The 14274-nt window shown below is 58.3% G+C and carries 17 protein-coding genes and 1 riboswitch; all 17 genes read right to left on the bottom strand.

Annotated elements, in window-relative coordinates:
* Nucleotide 1: 1 nt before the first annotated feature.
* The gene (locus HMPREF9163_RS10930) at nt 2–988 is read right to left on the bottom strand and encodes a Gfo/Idh/MocA family protein (RefSeq protein WP_009441866.1); all 987 of its coding nucleotides are present in this window, start codon (nt 986–988) and stop codon (nt 2–4) included.
* A gap of 153 nt (nt 989–1141) precedes the next feature.
* On the bottom strand, nt 1142–2173 hold the full coding sequence (locus HMPREF9163_RS10935; RefSeq protein ID WP_009441867.1) for a sirohydrochlorin cobaltochelatase: 1032 nt from the start codon (nt 2171–2173) through the stop codon (nt 1142–1144).
* Nucleotides 2174–2289: 116 nt separating this feature from the next.
* Nucleotides 2290–2478: riboswitch (cobalamin riboswitch) on the bottom strand.
* Nucleotides 2479–2535: 57 nt separating this feature from the next.
* Nucleotides 2536–3273, bottom strand: a complete 738-nt coding sequence (locus HMPREF9163_RS10940) for a vWA domain-containing protein (RefSeq protein ID WP_009441868.1) — start codon at nt 3271–3273, stop codon at nt 2536–2538.
* Nucleotides 3274–3379: 106 nt separating this feature from the next.
* A complete protein-coding gene (gene sigH / locus HMPREF9163_RS10945; protein WP_009441869.1) occupies nt 3380–4189 on the bottom strand; it encodes an RNA polymerase sporulation sigma factor SigH in 810 nt (269 codons plus the stop codon).
* Between the two features lie 166 nt (nt 4190–4355).
* Nucleotides 4356–4904, bottom strand: a complete 549-nt coding sequence (gene pyrR / locus HMPREF9163_RS10950) for a bifunctional pyr operon transcriptional regulator/uracil phosphoribosyltransferase PyrR (RefSeq protein ID WP_009441871.1) — start codon at nt 4902–4904, stop codon at nt 4356–4358.
* Between the two features lie 12 nt (nt 4905–4916).
* A complete protein-coding gene (locus HMPREF9163_RS10955; protein ID WP_009441872.1) occupies nt 4917–5825 on the bottom strand; it encodes an RluA family pseudouridine synthase in 909 nt (302 codons plus the stop codon).
* Nucleotides 5822–6280, bottom strand: coding sequence for a signal peptidase II (lspA, locus tag HMPREF9163_RS10960; protein WP_009441873.1), 459 nt, complete (start codon nt 6278–6280; stop codon nt 5822–5824). Before lspA ends, HMPREF9163_RS10955 begins: the two co-directional genes overlap by 4 nt.
* Nucleotides 6281–6285: 5 nt before the next feature.
* Nucleotides 6286–6840: a DivIVA domain-containing protein gene (locus tag HMPREF9163_RS10965; RefSeq protein ID WP_037347083.1), complete on the bottom strand. Its 555-nt coding sequence runs from the start codon at nt 6838–6840 to the stop codon at nt 6286–6288.
* Between the two features lie 17 nt (nt 6841–6857).
* On the bottom strand, nt 6858–7652 hold the full coding sequence (locus HMPREF9163_RS10970; RefSeq protein WP_009441875.1) for an RNA-binding protein: 795 nt from the start codon (nt 7650–7652) through the stop codon (nt 6858–6860).
* Entirely contained in the window at nt 7652–8464 is an 813-nt protein-coding gene (gene proC / locus HMPREF9163_RS10975) for a pyrroline-5-carboxylate reductase (RefSeq protein WP_037347142.1), read from the bottom strand. The genes HMPREF9163_RS10970 and proC overlap by 1 nt, the downstream gene beginning before the upstream one ends.
* A gap of 6 nt (nt 8465–8470) precedes the next feature.
* Nucleotides 8471–8989, bottom strand: a complete 519-nt coding sequence (locus HMPREF9163_RS10980; protein WP_009441877.1) for a cell division protein SepF — start codon at nt 8987–8989, stop codon at nt 8471–8473.
* A 7-nt stretch (nt 8990–8996) separates the two neighbouring features.
* On the bottom strand, nt 8997–9716 hold the full coding sequence (locus HMPREF9163_RS10985; protein WP_009441878.1) for a YggS family pyridoxal phosphate-dependent enzyme: 720 nt from the start codon (nt 9714–9716) through the stop codon (nt 8997–8999).
* The gene (gene pgeF / locus HMPREF9163_RS10990) at nt 9713–10528 is read right to left on the bottom strand and encodes a peptidoglycan editing factor PgeF (RefSeq protein WP_009441879.1); all 816 of its coding nucleotides are present in this window, start codon (nt 10526–10528) and stop codon (nt 9713–9715) included. The genes HMPREF9163_RS10985 and pgeF overlap by 4 nt, the downstream gene beginning before the upstream one ends.
* A complete protein-coding gene (locus HMPREF9163_RS10995; RefSeq protein ID WP_037347085.1) occupies nt 10525–12276 on the bottom strand; it encodes a TIGR03960 family B12-binding radical SAM protein in 1752 nt (583 codons plus the stop codon). Before HMPREF9163_RS10995 ends, pgeF begins: the two co-directional genes overlap by 4 nt.
* A gap of 21 nt (nt 12277–12297) precedes the next feature.
* A complete protein-coding gene (gene nrdR / locus HMPREF9163_RS11000; RefSeq protein WP_037347088.1) occupies nt 12298–12762 on the bottom strand; it encodes a transcriptional regulator NrdR in 465 nt (154 codons plus the stop codon).
* 29 nt (nt 12763–12791) lie between these two features.
* Nucleotides 12792–13682 (bottom strand): helix-turn-helix domain-containing protein, encoded by an 891-nt coding sequence (locus HMPREF9163_RS11005; RefSeq protein ID WP_009441882.1) that lies wholly within the window; start codon nt 13680–13682, stop codon nt 12792–12794.
* A 126-nt stretch (nt 13683–13808) separates the two neighbouring features.
* Nucleotides 13809–14252: an Rrf2 family transcriptional regulator gene (locus tag HMPREF9163_RS11010; protein WP_009441883.1), complete on the bottom strand. Its 444-nt coding sequence runs from the start codon at nt 14250–14252 to the stop codon at nt 13809–13811.
* Nucleotides 14253–14274 lie beyond the last annotated feature (22 nt).

Raw genomic sequence — 14274 nt, forward strand, 5'->3', positions numbered from 1 at the left:
CTCAATCCGCCCGAAACTGAATCCCCGCCATGAGGCGCGCCTTCTCCATCACTGCCATCACCGTCCGCGAGGTCTGAAGGCCCTCCTCCACGCTCATATAATCCTTGCGTGCGAAGATATCACGCATCGCCTCGAACTCGTGCACCATGCGATGCTCATGACGGTTCAGTTCGTAGGTCTCCGGTTCCCTGCCACGCAGGCCGACGGTAAAAGAAGAGAGTGCGTTCACCGCACCGTCCGCGCGAATCCAACCAGACTCGCCCTGAATCATAAAGAAGGAGGGGCTCGAGCTGTCCTTCGCCGCCGCCGCCGTTGCAACAAAGCCGTCATAACGCAGCGTCATCACCCCTGAGGTATCAATGCCGTTAAAGCCCACATTCGCGGTGTAGGCAGCGGACTTCGGGCGTCCGAAGAGCGAGACGATGAGCTCGAGATTGTAGACGTTCAGATCGTAGAGCGCACCGCCCGAGAGCGCAGGATCGAATGCGGGCGCGATATCACGTGCAAGATAGCGGTCATAGCGACTCGAATACTGCGAGTAATTTGCCTGTACGAGACGGATGAGGCCTAGTTGCGGCAATGCCTCCAATATTCCCACGTAGTTCGGCAAAAAGAGCGGTGTCACCGCTTCAAAGAGATAACAGTGCGCCGCACGCGCGCGTGCAATCAGTTCCTCTGCCTCCGCGAGGGTCGATGTGAACGGCTTTTCGAGGATAACGTGCCAGCCCGCCGCAATTGCCTGTCGCGCATAGTCAAAATGCGCACTATTGACAATGCCGATATAGACGAAGTCCGCCTCATGTGCCGCGAGCATCGCCCCATAGTCCGTCGCCACCTGCGGCACGCCGAACTCCTGCGCGAGTATTCGAGCCTTGTCGCGGCTATGCGGACGCGCACAGATCGTGACGACCTCGACGCCCTCCACCTGACGCAGGGCGATGAGCGCCTCGCGTGCGATCATCCCTGTACCGACAACTGCTATCTTCATTGCTCTGTTCTCCTTCACGCGCGGACATCATGTCCTTGCTACTCATATGCCCACCTATTATAGCAGGGTATGCGGGCAAAGAAAAGAGCCTACCGCCGAAGTGAAAAACTTCCGCGGCAGGCTCTAGTACTACCGTAAAATTTGTAGATGCGCTTACTTCATCATCTTGATGTGATCCGCATCTGCATCCTTCTTGCCCTGCAGTGCATCCCACGCGTCATTTGCACGCTCCACATAGACATCGCGAATCATCTTGTTCTCACCGAGGCCGTGGAGATAGGCATTGACCTTATAACCCTCACCTTCGAGAATGCTCTTGTGCGAGTCCGCATCTTTGCCCGCCATATCGTTGTGTGCATGGTCGCCCGCAACCATCATGATCGGCATGAGCGTCACGTTCTTGACCTTGTTCGCCTTGAGCTTCGGAATGACATCCTCGAGGCTCGGCCAGCCCTCAACCGTATAGACGTAGACATTCTTGTACCCGAGTGCGTCCAGCTTCGCCTGAATGACAGCATAGTATGCGTTGGAGACGTGCGGCGTGCCGTGCGCCATCAGGAGCAGCGCATCATCCTTCCCCATCTTCGGGAACTGGCTGGAGACCGCCTGGATGAAATCGATCACATCATCCGGCTGCTCCTCCTGCCCCTGCCAGTACATGAGTGACGTGCCGCAGGTCATCGTCTTGAACTGCTCCTTGTACTCATGGAACACGGCCTTGACATAGGAGTACTCCATGCCCGGGATGACATCGAGGGAGACGAGTGCCACACGCGAGTAGCCGTCCGCCTTGAGCTGCATGAGCGCCTCCTCAGGCGTCGGGTACTTCTTGCCCTCGTTCTTTGCGATGCGGTCAATGATGATATGGGAGGTGAATGCCGTCACAACCTTCACACCCGGATGTGCCGCTTTGATCGCGTCCACCGTCGCCTCGATCGTCTTCTCACGCGTCTCCTTGAACGTCGTGCCGAAGCTCGTCACAACAATGGCATCCTTGTTCGTGTAGTTCGCCATCTGCGGGTTCTCATACTTCAGAACACCGATCTCCGATGCCTCCATGAGCGCGGGGGTCACCGTCTTGACCTCGGGGTTCAGCTCATACGACGCCTCTGCCGGGCTGTACGAGAATCCGAGGACTGCCGAGCATGCGAGGGACGCAACCAGCAATTTCTTCCAATTCTTCATCCGAATTCCTCCCAAAAAATATAAATAATAAAGGCTTTCCTGCCGCAACAAGAAAGCCCCGTGAATCATCTTCACGAATCCCCTTCCCGTCGCTCGCAGGTATGTGCCCTTGGCACACGGTGGATTGTCAAACAGGCAGTTCTCCTGGCTCGGTTCATCACTCCCCTGCGCCTTCCCAAGAGAAATCTCCTCCCAGTGGCATCCTTGCAGGTTCGCTCCCCTCACAGTGGCGGGACCGCGCCGGCTTATCCGGCTTCTCTATTAAGCGTGCATAACTGCACTGCACCTGTCTCCCAAAGATTAAATTCTAACAATATAGATATCATACATCCTTATATGCAAATTGTCAATCGCTCGCACGCTTATTTTGTCGTATCTTCCTCCACATACGACCGCCATTCCCCCGATGTATCGGCGTCACCACGCTCCGCCGTCTCTGCAACAAAGGCAGAAACCGCATCGTAGTTCGCACGGACACCCTTTCTCGTGTTTTTATAGGTTACGGCATTCGATTTCTTCACACCGATGGCATCTGCCTCCTCGACCGCATCAATGTTCGCACCAAGGTAGATGAAATCCCAGCCCGCCTTCTCCTGCTTGTCCGAGATCATCTGCTTGACCTTCGTCTTTGAGAATTCTGCGCTCGCGTTCTCGAGCCCGTCCGTGATAATGACGAAGACGACCTTCGTACCCCTGCTCTTGACCGACGGTTCGCGCTCCACCTTCAGGATCGTATTGCCCACGGCATCGAGCAGTGCCGTAGTACCGCCCACCTCATACTCCTTGTCCGTCAACGGGCGCACGAGACGAATATTCTTGTGCGTATAAAGGACATCCGTCGTATCGTTAAAGAGCACAGCAGTCACGTCTACAGGAGTCGAAAGAGCCTTCTGCTTCTCGATCATGGAGTTGAATCCGCCGATCGTATCGGACTCGAGTCCCTGCATAGAACCGCTCTTATCGAGAACCAGTACGAGCTCGATGCGCTCCGGCTTCTCTGCCCGCCTCACGTCATCCGAACGCACCGCAGCGGACGCCGTTGCTGCACATGTCACACACAACAAACAGGCAATGACGGCACATTGAATCTTCTTCCACATAAGATAACCTCCTTTTTCAATCAGAAGAAATAGATCTTGCTCAAATTATATCAGGTTCAAAATATTTTGCGGTTAATTCCTCATAAAAAAAGAGGGGTGCCCCCCTCTATTCCTCCGGCATGCGTACGCCGCGGTTAATCGTCGTGAGCCCCCGGTAGACCGTCCCAATGTCGAGATCGTCGCCGCGCGACTCCATATATTTTTCCAGCTTGCGCTTCACGCGTTGGAGCGCATTGTCGATGGATTTCACCTGACGGTGCAGGTCGACGGCAATCTCCTGATAGGACTTGCCGTCCAGATAGCTCATGAGCACGCGCCACTCGAGGTCGCTCAGGATCTCCTCCATCTTCTGCTCAATGTCGATGAACTCCTCGTGACTGATGACGAGCTCCTCGGGATCGCTGATCCGCGCACCCGAGAGTACATCGAGCAGCGTGCGGTCAGAGTCCTCGTCGTAGATTGGCTTGTTGAGCGAGACGTAGGAGTTCAGCGGAATGTGCTTCTGCCGTGTCGCCGTCTTGATTGCCGTGATGATCTGCCGCGTCACACAGAGCTCGGCAAACGCACGGAACGACGATAATTTATCCTCGCGATAGTCGCGAATTGCCTTGAAGAAGCCGATCATGCCCTCCTGTACGATATCCTCGCGATCCGCACCGATGAGGAAGTAGGAGCGCGCTTTGGAGCGCACGAAATTACGATATTTATTGATGAGATAATCGAGTGCCTCATCGCCCTCGCAGGAACGAATATGTGCGAGCAGCTCCTCGTCGGTGCAGCCGTCGTAGACGCTGCTCTCCGCCCCCACCTCGTCCGATTCTTCTTCCTCCGCCTCAAGGTCACATGCCTCCAGCTCATCCGCTGAGGCCTGCTCCTCATCCAACATGGACTTTTGCTTATCGCCGTAAAAAATCATACGATTGCTCCGTCACTCTTGCTCCATCACATTCAGGAGGTTCTCTCTAGTCGCCGCCCTTGTATGAGCCCCTACAAATGTCCCGATTTCATTATACCTCTATTGCAAAACTTCCGTCAAGATACAAAAAAGAGCCGCAACACTGCGGCTCTCAGCACGGGGATTGTCAAACGCGTTCCCGAATGACGACCTTTTCCACGCCGTCCGTGTCCTGCAAGAGCACGGACACGTCCTCGAGCGCGGCAGTCGGCACATTCTTGCCGACGTAGTCCGCGCGGATGGGCAGTTCCCTGTGCCCGCGATCGATGAGTACGGCAAGCTGTATCATGCGCGGGCGTCCGATGTCGAGAAGCGCGTTCATCGCGGCGCGGATTGTGCGTCCCGTGTAGAGCACATCGTCCACGAGCACGATGGTCTTGCTCGTGATGTCGTGCGGCATCTCCGTCGGATGCACGATGGGTTGGTAGGAGAGCTCGTTGAGATCGTCGCGGTAGAGCGTGATGTCGAGCACGCCGCACGGCAGCTCGCGCTGCTCGATGCGCGCAATCTCTGCGCCAATACGCGCAGCAATGGGGACACCACGCGTGCGGATGCCGACGAGTACGAGGTTCTCCGTGCCTTTGTTCTTCTCGACGATCTCATGTGCAATGCGCATGAGAGCGCGCCGAATGCCGTCATCGTCCATCAGGACAGCCTTTTCCCTAAATTCCGTCATGTGCGTACCTCCTTATCCGTCCGTGCGCAGCGTATGCAAAATCTCCTCCATATCTGCGGGAAGTGGTGCGGTAAACGCCATCTCCTCCCCCGAGCGTGGATGGACAAGGCGAAGTGTGAGCGAGTGAAGCGCCTGTCCCACGATAGCAAAGGGATTCTTCTTCGCCGTATACTTCGCATCACCCACGAGCGGATGCCCGATACTCGTCAGATGAACGCGAATCTGATGGGTGCGCCCCGTCTCGAGTCGGCAGGATATATAGGTATATGCACCGAAGCGCTCGAGCACCTCGAAATGCGTCGTAGCAGGCTTGCCGTTCTCGCGCACGATTGCCATCTTTTTGCGGTCGGTCGGGTGACGCCCAATATCGCCCGTGATAATTCCCGCGCGCGGCACGATGTTTCCGTATACAATCGCACGGTATTCACGCCGCGCTTCCTTGTCGCGAATCTGACGCGCAAGGAAGTGATGCGCCATATCGTTCTTCGCCGCAACCATCACCCCCGAGGTATCCTTGTCGAGGCGGTGCACAATGCCGGGGCGCAACGCACCGTTGATGCCCGAGAGATCCTTGCAGTGATAGAGGAGCGCATTGACAAGCGTGCCCCTCACGACGCCCGCAGCGGGATGCACGACCATGCCGCGCACCTTGTTGATGACGATCATGTCCTCGTCCTCATACAGCACGTCGAGCGGAATCTGCTCCGCGCGGATCTCGACCTCCTCGGCGGGCGGCACAGTGCAGGCAATCTCTTCGCCGCCGCGCAGCTTGTAGTTCCCTTTGCGCGCCACACCGTCCACCGTGACCTGGCCTGTCTCGATCAGGCGCTGTGCATAGCTGCGTGAGAGATCGGGCATATGCACAACAAGCGCACGATCCAGACGCTCACCTGCGTGTTTGGCAATGAATACAGTGCTCATGATCGGATTTCCTTTTTCTGCACAAAGAGCGCCCAGAGCACGGCTGCCGTCCCCAGGACGATGGCAATGTCCGCGATGTTGAACACGGGCCAGACGCGGAAGTCGAAGAAGTCCACAACGAGCCCGAGGCGGATGCGATCGATCAGATTGCTCACAGCCCCCGCCGCAAGTGCAACGCTGCCGTAGTGAATGAGACTGCCGCTGCGGCGCAGACGCTCATAGAACACAAGGAAGGCGACAGAGAAGACGATTGCCGTCGCGAGGAAGAGCCACTGCTGGTCGCGGAAGATCCCGAATGCCGCGCCCGGGTTGAGGACGAAGGTGATATGAAAAAACGGCGCCGCGACGGGAATGCTCTCCCCCGGCAGCATCGTCAGTTCCACGTAGTATTTGACCAACTGATCGATCAGTAGGATCAACAAAAAGGAAAATGCGGCTTTTACGCGTCCGCTCATCGCTCTCAAACGTCCTCCTCGCTCTTCCTATTGACCTCTTCCACAAGGCTCTTTGCCTTCTTTTCGGCCATCATATCGGGCATCTCCGCAATCGCATCCTCAATGAGTGCGAGCTCCGCCTGCACATTTCCCTTCATACGTCGCAGGAATTGATGCTTCTCGCGCACGAGCCGCTCATACTCCGCCACGACGGCGCGCACCTTGTCGGCAGCCTCATCCAACTGTGCCTTTGCCTGGAGCGTCGCTTCGCGGCGCAGATTCTGCGCCTCCTTTGCCGCCAGCTCGAGCGTATGGTCAGCATTTTGCTTCGCATTCGTCATCGTATCCTCGGCGGTCTTCTGCGCGACCACAAGCGTCTCGCGCACGCTCTGCTCGATGCGCCGAAAGTCCTCGACTTTCTCCCGCTCCCGCGCAAGCTCCGCGCGCAGGTGCTCATTCTCGTCCAGCGCAGAGGCATACGCCTCCATGACCTCGTTTAGGAAATCGTTGACCTCGTTCTCATCGAATCCGCGAAAGCTCTTGCTAAATTCCTTCGCGTGTATATCCATTGGTGTCAGCATCCTGCTCCCGCCTTTCCTCAAAAGAATCGATTCAATACGACGACCGTGCGCCCCTTCTTCGTCTGCCCGCGCACCTCGGTCACCTCGAGGCGCCCGCGTCCGCGCATAGAGAGCACATCGCCCTCCTTGATCGTCTTCGAGGCGCTGCCCGCACTCTGCCAGTTGAGTTTCACCTTGTCCGCCGCGATGTCGTCCGCTGCGCGACTGCGCGAGATGCCAAATCCCGCAGCGACAATGGAATCAAGGCGCAGAGAGGCGACCGTCGCACGGATCTCCTTCGTCCGCTCCTCGCGCGGCGCGATTTCTTCCAAATTTGAAAGTGCAGCCTTGGCACCAACCGCACCGATCATCGTCAGATTGTTCACGATGAAGCCTGCGATCTTTGTGTCGCAGATAATCTTCGCCGTGTCCGGCGCGGGCAGGATATCGCCGATCAGCTCGCGCTCGATGCCAAGCCCCATAAGAGCGCCGAGCACATCGCGGTGCGTGAGCCGTGCGAACTGCCCGTTCCACACTGACTCCACACAGGAGATCCCAAAGCCGTCCGGCGTCCCACGAAAATCCCGATGGCGCAGCATTGCACGCTGGCGTTCCGCACCTGCATAGCCGCCGTCAAGGTCGAGCTGAATCCCGTCATAGCTCGCGCATATCGTCTCCGCAATCTCCTGCCCGTACGGGTCGAGAAAGGGACTGATGCGGAATTTCTCCGTCTTCATAACCGCCTCGGCGAGATCGAGCAGACGGATCGCTATCTCCTCGCCCTCTGTCCCCCGATAAAAGCGGAGAATCCGCTCCTTCTGTTCCGCTGCCATTATTTTCTCCCCAACTCTTTGGATCGCTCCGCTGCCGCAAGCACTGCCTCAATCAGCGCCGAGCGCACGCCTGCGCGCTCCATGACGCGCAGCCCTGCAGCCGTCGTGCCCGCAGGACTCGTGACCGCCGCACGCAGATCGGCGGGTGAACTCCTTGCCGACAGCACCATCTCAGCCGCACCAAGCAGTGTCTGCGCTGTGAGCATTGCCGCCGTCTCACGCCTGAGGCCTGCGGCAACCCCTCCCTCAATCAGCGCCTCCATCATGAGGAACGCATATGCCGGCCCGCTGCCCGAGAGTCCCGTCACTGCATCGAGATCGCCCTCATGCACTGCAACTGTCCGTCCCGCAGCGCCGAGTATCATCTCTGCCGCCGCCAACTCTGCCGCCCCTGCATGCGTTCCGCACGCATAGGCGGACATGCCCGCCCCCACAGCCAGCGGCGTATTCGGCATCGCACGCACAACGGGATGCGCGGGATATGCCGCCTCGATCTCTGCAATCGTCAGACCCGCAACAATGGAGAGGACAAGAGCCCCCTCCTTCAACAGATGCGCCGTCTCCTGCATCGCAGCAGCTGCCGCCGCTGGCTTTACAGCGAGAATGAGTACGTCAATACGGGGCAGAAAGGATTCTGCCCCTACCTGTGCGTGTATGCCATAGCGCTGCGTAAGCGCGTCACAGCGCACAGCCTTGTGTTCCGATACGCTGATATGGGATGCGGGAACACTACCGCGCGTCGTCAAGCCTGCAATCAGAGCCTCTGCCATCGCGCCGCCGCCGATGATGCCAATCTGAATATCATCACGCATCATCTGCTACCTGTTTGGAAACGACATATCGTCGCCGAGACGATGCTCCTCCTCGGAGTAACTGACATTGACATTATGCGGTGCGCAGAGGATAACATTGTTGCTGATCTTCTTGATGTCGCCGTTGAGCGCATACGTCGTGCCGCTGATGAAGTCGATAATGCGGTTTGCCACACTCTTCTCCGTCTTTTCAAAATTGAGCACAACGGGCTTCTTCTTTTGCAGATTGACCGCGACCTGCTGTGCATCATCGAAGGTCTGCGGCTCAATGACAACGACATTCATGCGGTATGCCGCGACCACATTGTCGATCGGGGTGCCGCCACCCGTGCTCGAAGGCGCAGAAAAGTCCGGAAATGCAGAGAGGTTTGCCCCCGTCTCCACACGTCGGTTCGTACGTGCACCGATTTCGGTCACAGGCGCAGACTTCTTCTCCTTCTCCGCTTCCTGCTGCTCGTTTTCCTCCGCCTCATCCTCCGGCGTAATGCCGATGAATTTCGTGGATATTTTCTTAAAGATACTCACTGATCCCTCACACTCCTAGTGCATATTGACGTGCACCAAATATCGCCGTGCCAACACGCACGAGATTTGCTCCCTCTTCCACTGCGATTTCGTAATCGTGGGTCATACCCATCGACAGGTAGCGAATATCCGCCGTGCGCGGCTCACACTCCTTCACCTGCCGAAACAGCTCGTACATCGCGCGAAAGAGTGGGCGACACTCCTCCACATCGTCATAATTCGGCGCAATGCACATAAATCCCTGCAAGCGAATGGCGCGCAGCACCTCAATTTCCGCAAGTACATCATCTAGTTCCTCACGGTATACACCGGATTTGCTCTCTTCACGCGCCAAATTGACCTGCACGAGGATGTTCTGCACCTTGCCGAATTTCTCTGCCGCCTTGTCGATCTCCTGCGCAAGGCGGACGGAATCCACCGAATGAATCAGATCGAACTGCCGTACAGCATGTTTCACCTTATTCCGCTGCAAATGTCCGATGAGATGCCATTTGACCTCACGCTCCAAGGTCTGTGCCTTGTCCAGCGCCTCCTGCACGCGATTCTCACCGATGTTCATGATACCGGCGTCGATCGCGGCCTGCATTGCCTCTACGGGATGATTCTTCGTCACGGCAATCAGCTCCACGGGCGCATCTTTCGGGACGGACGTACGCCGTGCGCGTGCGGCTTCGATCGCCGCATGCACCTCCTGAATCCGTGTGCCTATCATCATATCGTCATTCATCTCAGTTCCATCACCGCCGCCAGTCGCCCCGTCCTGCCGCCTGCGGCACGATAGGAATAGAAGAATGCGCGGTCACATGAGGTGCACGTGTCCGCACTATCGATATTGCCCGCAGCAACGCCCGCCTCTACAAGCTGCAGACGATTCGCCGACCAGAGATCGAGATGGATTGCGCCATCCCTCTCCTCTATAATCTCATCCGCATAGGATGGGAATGCCGTGCGAAAGCGCTCCGCAACCTCCGCGCCGACCGTATAGCAGCCCGCACCGATGGAGGGGCCAATCCCTGCGAGCACATCGGAGGCAGCCGTACCGAACTCCTCGCACATGCGTGCGACGGTCTGTGCCGCAATCCGCTGCACGGTGCCCTTCCAGCCCGCATGGACAACGCCTACTGCATTGTGGACGGGGTCGTAGAGGAGAACGGGCACGCAGTCCGCATAGCAGAGCATGAGCGCAACGCCGCTGTCGTTCGTGATGACGGCATCTGCATCCGCAAGCGCGTCCGCATAGTCCCGCGCGCCGCGCCCCGCATCCCGCCGAAAGGCGCGCACAATCTCCGTGCCGTGCACCTGACGGATCGTACAAATGCGCTCGGCGTCTAGACCGAGTGCCGCAAAGTACCGCCGTCGGTTCTCCCAAACGTGCGCGGGATCATCGCCGACGTGCAGCGCCATGTTGAGCGCGTCAAACGGCGCTACGCTCACGCCGCCCTGCCGCGCTGAGAAGCCATGTACGAGCCTGTCCTCGGGAAAAATATCGAGCCGCCCACTCCAAATATTGTCCCGTATATGCCGCAGTACAAAACTCATGCGTTCGTCCTTTCTTTGTTCGCTCTGCAGACGCCGCAACGCGTGCAGCCGTCAAAGCAGCCGCGCGTCGCCTTGAGCGACTCTGCCCGTTCGTATTCCTGCCGCAGGTAGCGCTTCGTAAAGCCCATGTCCAGATGCTCCCACGGGAGCATCTCATCCTCCGCCCATTCGCGCGTGAGATAGTCGTCGGGAGAGAGCCCCGCATCCCGCATCTTGGGCACGAGATCCTTTGCCCCGCGTCCCGCTGCGGCGCGCATGAGCGGCTCTGCAAGGCGTCGGTCGCCGCGCGCGAGAATCGCCTGTACGAGTGCCTCCTTCGGCGACTCGAAATTGACGACAATCTTCTTCGTGCGGCGCAGCGCCTGTGTGAGAGTCTTCATCACGGCGTCGAGGCGCTTCTTGGATGCCATCGGCATCCACTGGAACGGCGTGAAGGGCTTCGGCACAAACGGATTCACGCTGAGCGTGAGTGTCCCGCGGCTTCCCCTCTCGTCCATATAGCGGCGCAGCCGCTCGGCAAGGTCGATGATCGCCGCGATGTCCGCATCCTCCTCGAACGGCAGCCCCACCATGATGTAGAGCTTGAAGTTCGGAATATGCGCCGCCGCACCGAGATCAATCGCCGTAAAGAGATGATGTTCCTCAATGCCCTTGTTGATGACAGCGCGCATCCGCGCGCTCCCCGCCTCGGGCGCAAGCGTCAGCGTCTGCAGACCGCTTGCGGCAAGTGCCTCGACGAGCTCCTTCGTCACCGAATCCGCACGGAAGGAAGCGACGGACATGGAGAGCCCCTCGCCGAGGATGGATCGGCAGAGTTCGTCAATCTCGGGATAGTCCGAGATCGCCGCCCCCATCAGCCCGATCTTCTTCCCGTAGGGCAGCGCCGCACGCACCTCCTCCTCGATGACGGCGAGGGAGCGGTTGCGCGGGCGGCGGAAACAGTAGCCCGCCATGCAGAAGCGGCAGTGCCGTCCGCAACCGCGCGCCGTCTCAATGAGATAGAGGTTGAACTCCGTATCCTCTGTCACCACAACCGTATGCGCAGGATGCGCGTCGAGATCCTCGACCCACTGCCGCGCAATTGTCTGCGGAATCTCCCCCTCGGACGAGAGCGCGGCAATCCGTCCCGCCGCATCGTAATCCACGCGGTAGAGCGCGGGCACATAGACCCCGGGGACGCGTGCAAGGCGACGCAGGAGTGCGGCGCGATCCGCGCCCTGACGAACGCCCTCGTGATAGGCATCCATCAGGGCAGGCATAACGGCCTCCCCCTCTCCGATCACAAAGGCGTCCACAATCTCCGCCAGTGGCTCGGGGTTGAACGTCGCACACGGCCCGCCCGCAATGATGAGTGGATCGCGCGCCGTACGCTCGGAGGCGCGCAGACGCACATGGCTGAGCGCAAGCATTTTAACAACGTGAAAATAGTCCATTTCAAACGAAATGGCAAAGCCGATGACAGCGAAGTCCGCAAGAGGCGTCTGCGTCTCCACGCTCATCATCGGCGTCTGCGTGCGCTCATAGCGCGGGAGTTCCGTGCGGTCGGGCAGGAATACGCGCTCACACGCCGTATCCCCGCGCCGATTGAGGAGATCATAGATAATGTGAATCCCGAGGTTCGACATCCCGACGAAGTAGGTGTTCGGATAGACGAGCGCAAAGCGCGTGCGTCCTCCCGCAGGATAGCGATAGCTGCCGCGCTCCCGTGCAAAGCGCTCCTGCAAACTGCTCTTCAGCCGATGATCCAAGTTCTACCTCTTTCGTTCTAATTACTCCTTCCCGCGTCGCGCGCGCAGTGTTTCGAGCTCCTCGATAAAATTCGTGATGTCGTCGAACTTCCGATAGACGGAGGCAAATCGGATGTAGGCGACCTCGTCAAAATCCTTCAGCCGCTCCATCACGATCTCCCCGATCTTCTCCGAGGGCACCTCCGGCTCCGTGCGGTTTCGAATGTCGCGCTCGATCTCCGCGACGAAGTTCGTGATCTGCTCCATCGATATATCGCGTTTGTCACAGGAACGGATGATTCCCGTGAGGAGCTTATCGCGGTTGAACGGCTCGCGCCGATTGTCGCGCTTCACCACCATGAGCGGCAGCTTCTCCACCACCTCATATGTCGTAAAGCGTCGACCGCACTCCCCGCATTCGCGGCGGCGGCGGATCGTCGCGCCATCATCCGCCGCCCGCGAGTCGATCACCCGGCTATCCGGCTTCTTGCAAAAAGGACATTTCATCGTGCTCATCCTTCCTCATGCGCCGTAGTTCACTGCGTGTTCACCGCATCCTTTGTGCTCTTGGAATCCTTCTTGTCCGAGGTGCTGCTCTTTTCTGCACGTGCAGGTGCGGGCAGCAGCGTATCCTTCAGATCCTTCGTCGTCTTCGTGAAGCGGCGTTCCACGACTTCCCCGTTCTCACCAAATTTTCCGAGCTTCTTGCCGTTGAACGTCACGTCGAGCGCGCTCGCATTGCCCGCGCGGACAACAACGCTCTCCCTGCCCTGCCAGCTCTCGGTCTTGCCGCTCTCGATGATCCCCTCAAAGACTTCCTTGCCGTCGACGCTGACCTCTGTCCAGCAGCGCTCCGAAAGGGTTACGCTCACGCGCACCCCATCCGCATTCGCCGCTGTACGCGCCGCATCGGACGCATCCGCCTCTGCTGCTGCAGATGCTGTGGCCGGCTGCTCCGTCTTCACCGACGGCGCTTGAGGCGTCTCCTGCGCAGGCGAGTTGATCGCAGAGATCACAGCCGCACCGCCGCCCACGAGAGCGACAAGTACAATGATACCCACGGCAAGTTTGCCGAAGATCCCCGCATAGGAGGAACTCGAGCTGCCGATCGAAATCTGCGAGAGGGATTCATCGCCCACATTGCTCAGCGAAATGCGCCGCGGCGGTGCCTCCGTCGGCGACGGCGCGGGTGCACTCGTGCTCCCGTTCTCCTCTGCAAACTGCTGCACGAGAGGTTCCGCATCCAGATTTAGGAATTTTGCATAATTCCGCACAAAGCCCTTTGCATAGACCAGCCCCGGCAACTCGGCGATGTTGCCCCGTTCGATGTGCTCGATATAGAGCCCGCGAATACTCGTCCCCTTCTCGATATCGGCAATCGTCAGTCCTTGCTTCTCGCGCTCGCGCCGCAAGATGTCCCCTACCATGAGACTCCCTCCCAAACGTGTGTCACTTTCGGAATATATCGTTCTAATTATACATGAAGTTTTGAGCAAAGACAAACATTTTCCATTCTGCTGTAAAGCCTTCAAAAGTGCAGAGAGCAGAATGTCTCACTGATTGCATCCCACGCGGTTTTGATTGCGCTCCATGAGATCTGCAAGTGAAATATTGTTCAGCACAGCGTTGATGCTGTCGCGAACCTCCTTCCAGATCTGGCGCGTCACACACTGTCCCACGCGCACGCAGCTCTGATCACCCGCCTCCGCATCCGTCAGCAGACAGTCCACGAGAGCAATCGGCCCCTCCACCGCCGTAATGATGCGCCCAATGGTGATCTCCTCGGGCGGAAGCGCGAGTGTGTAACCGCCCTGCGCCCCGCGCACGCTCTCCACAAGACCCGTACGGCGCAGCGGCACCATCAGCTGCTCGAGATAGGTCTCCGAGATCAGCTGCGTCTGCGCAATCGTTTTGAGCGGAACAACCCCCTCCCCGTAGTGGAGGGCAAGTTCATAGAGCGCAGTCACACTGTAGCGCCCCTTCGTCGAAAGTTTCATAAGAGATTTCCATCCCGATCAT

Source organism: Selenomonas sp. oral taxon 138 str. F0429 (assembly GCF_000318175.2).
GTDB lineage: Bacteria > Bacillota > Negativicutes > Selenomonadales > Selenomonadaceae > Centipeda > Centipeda timonae.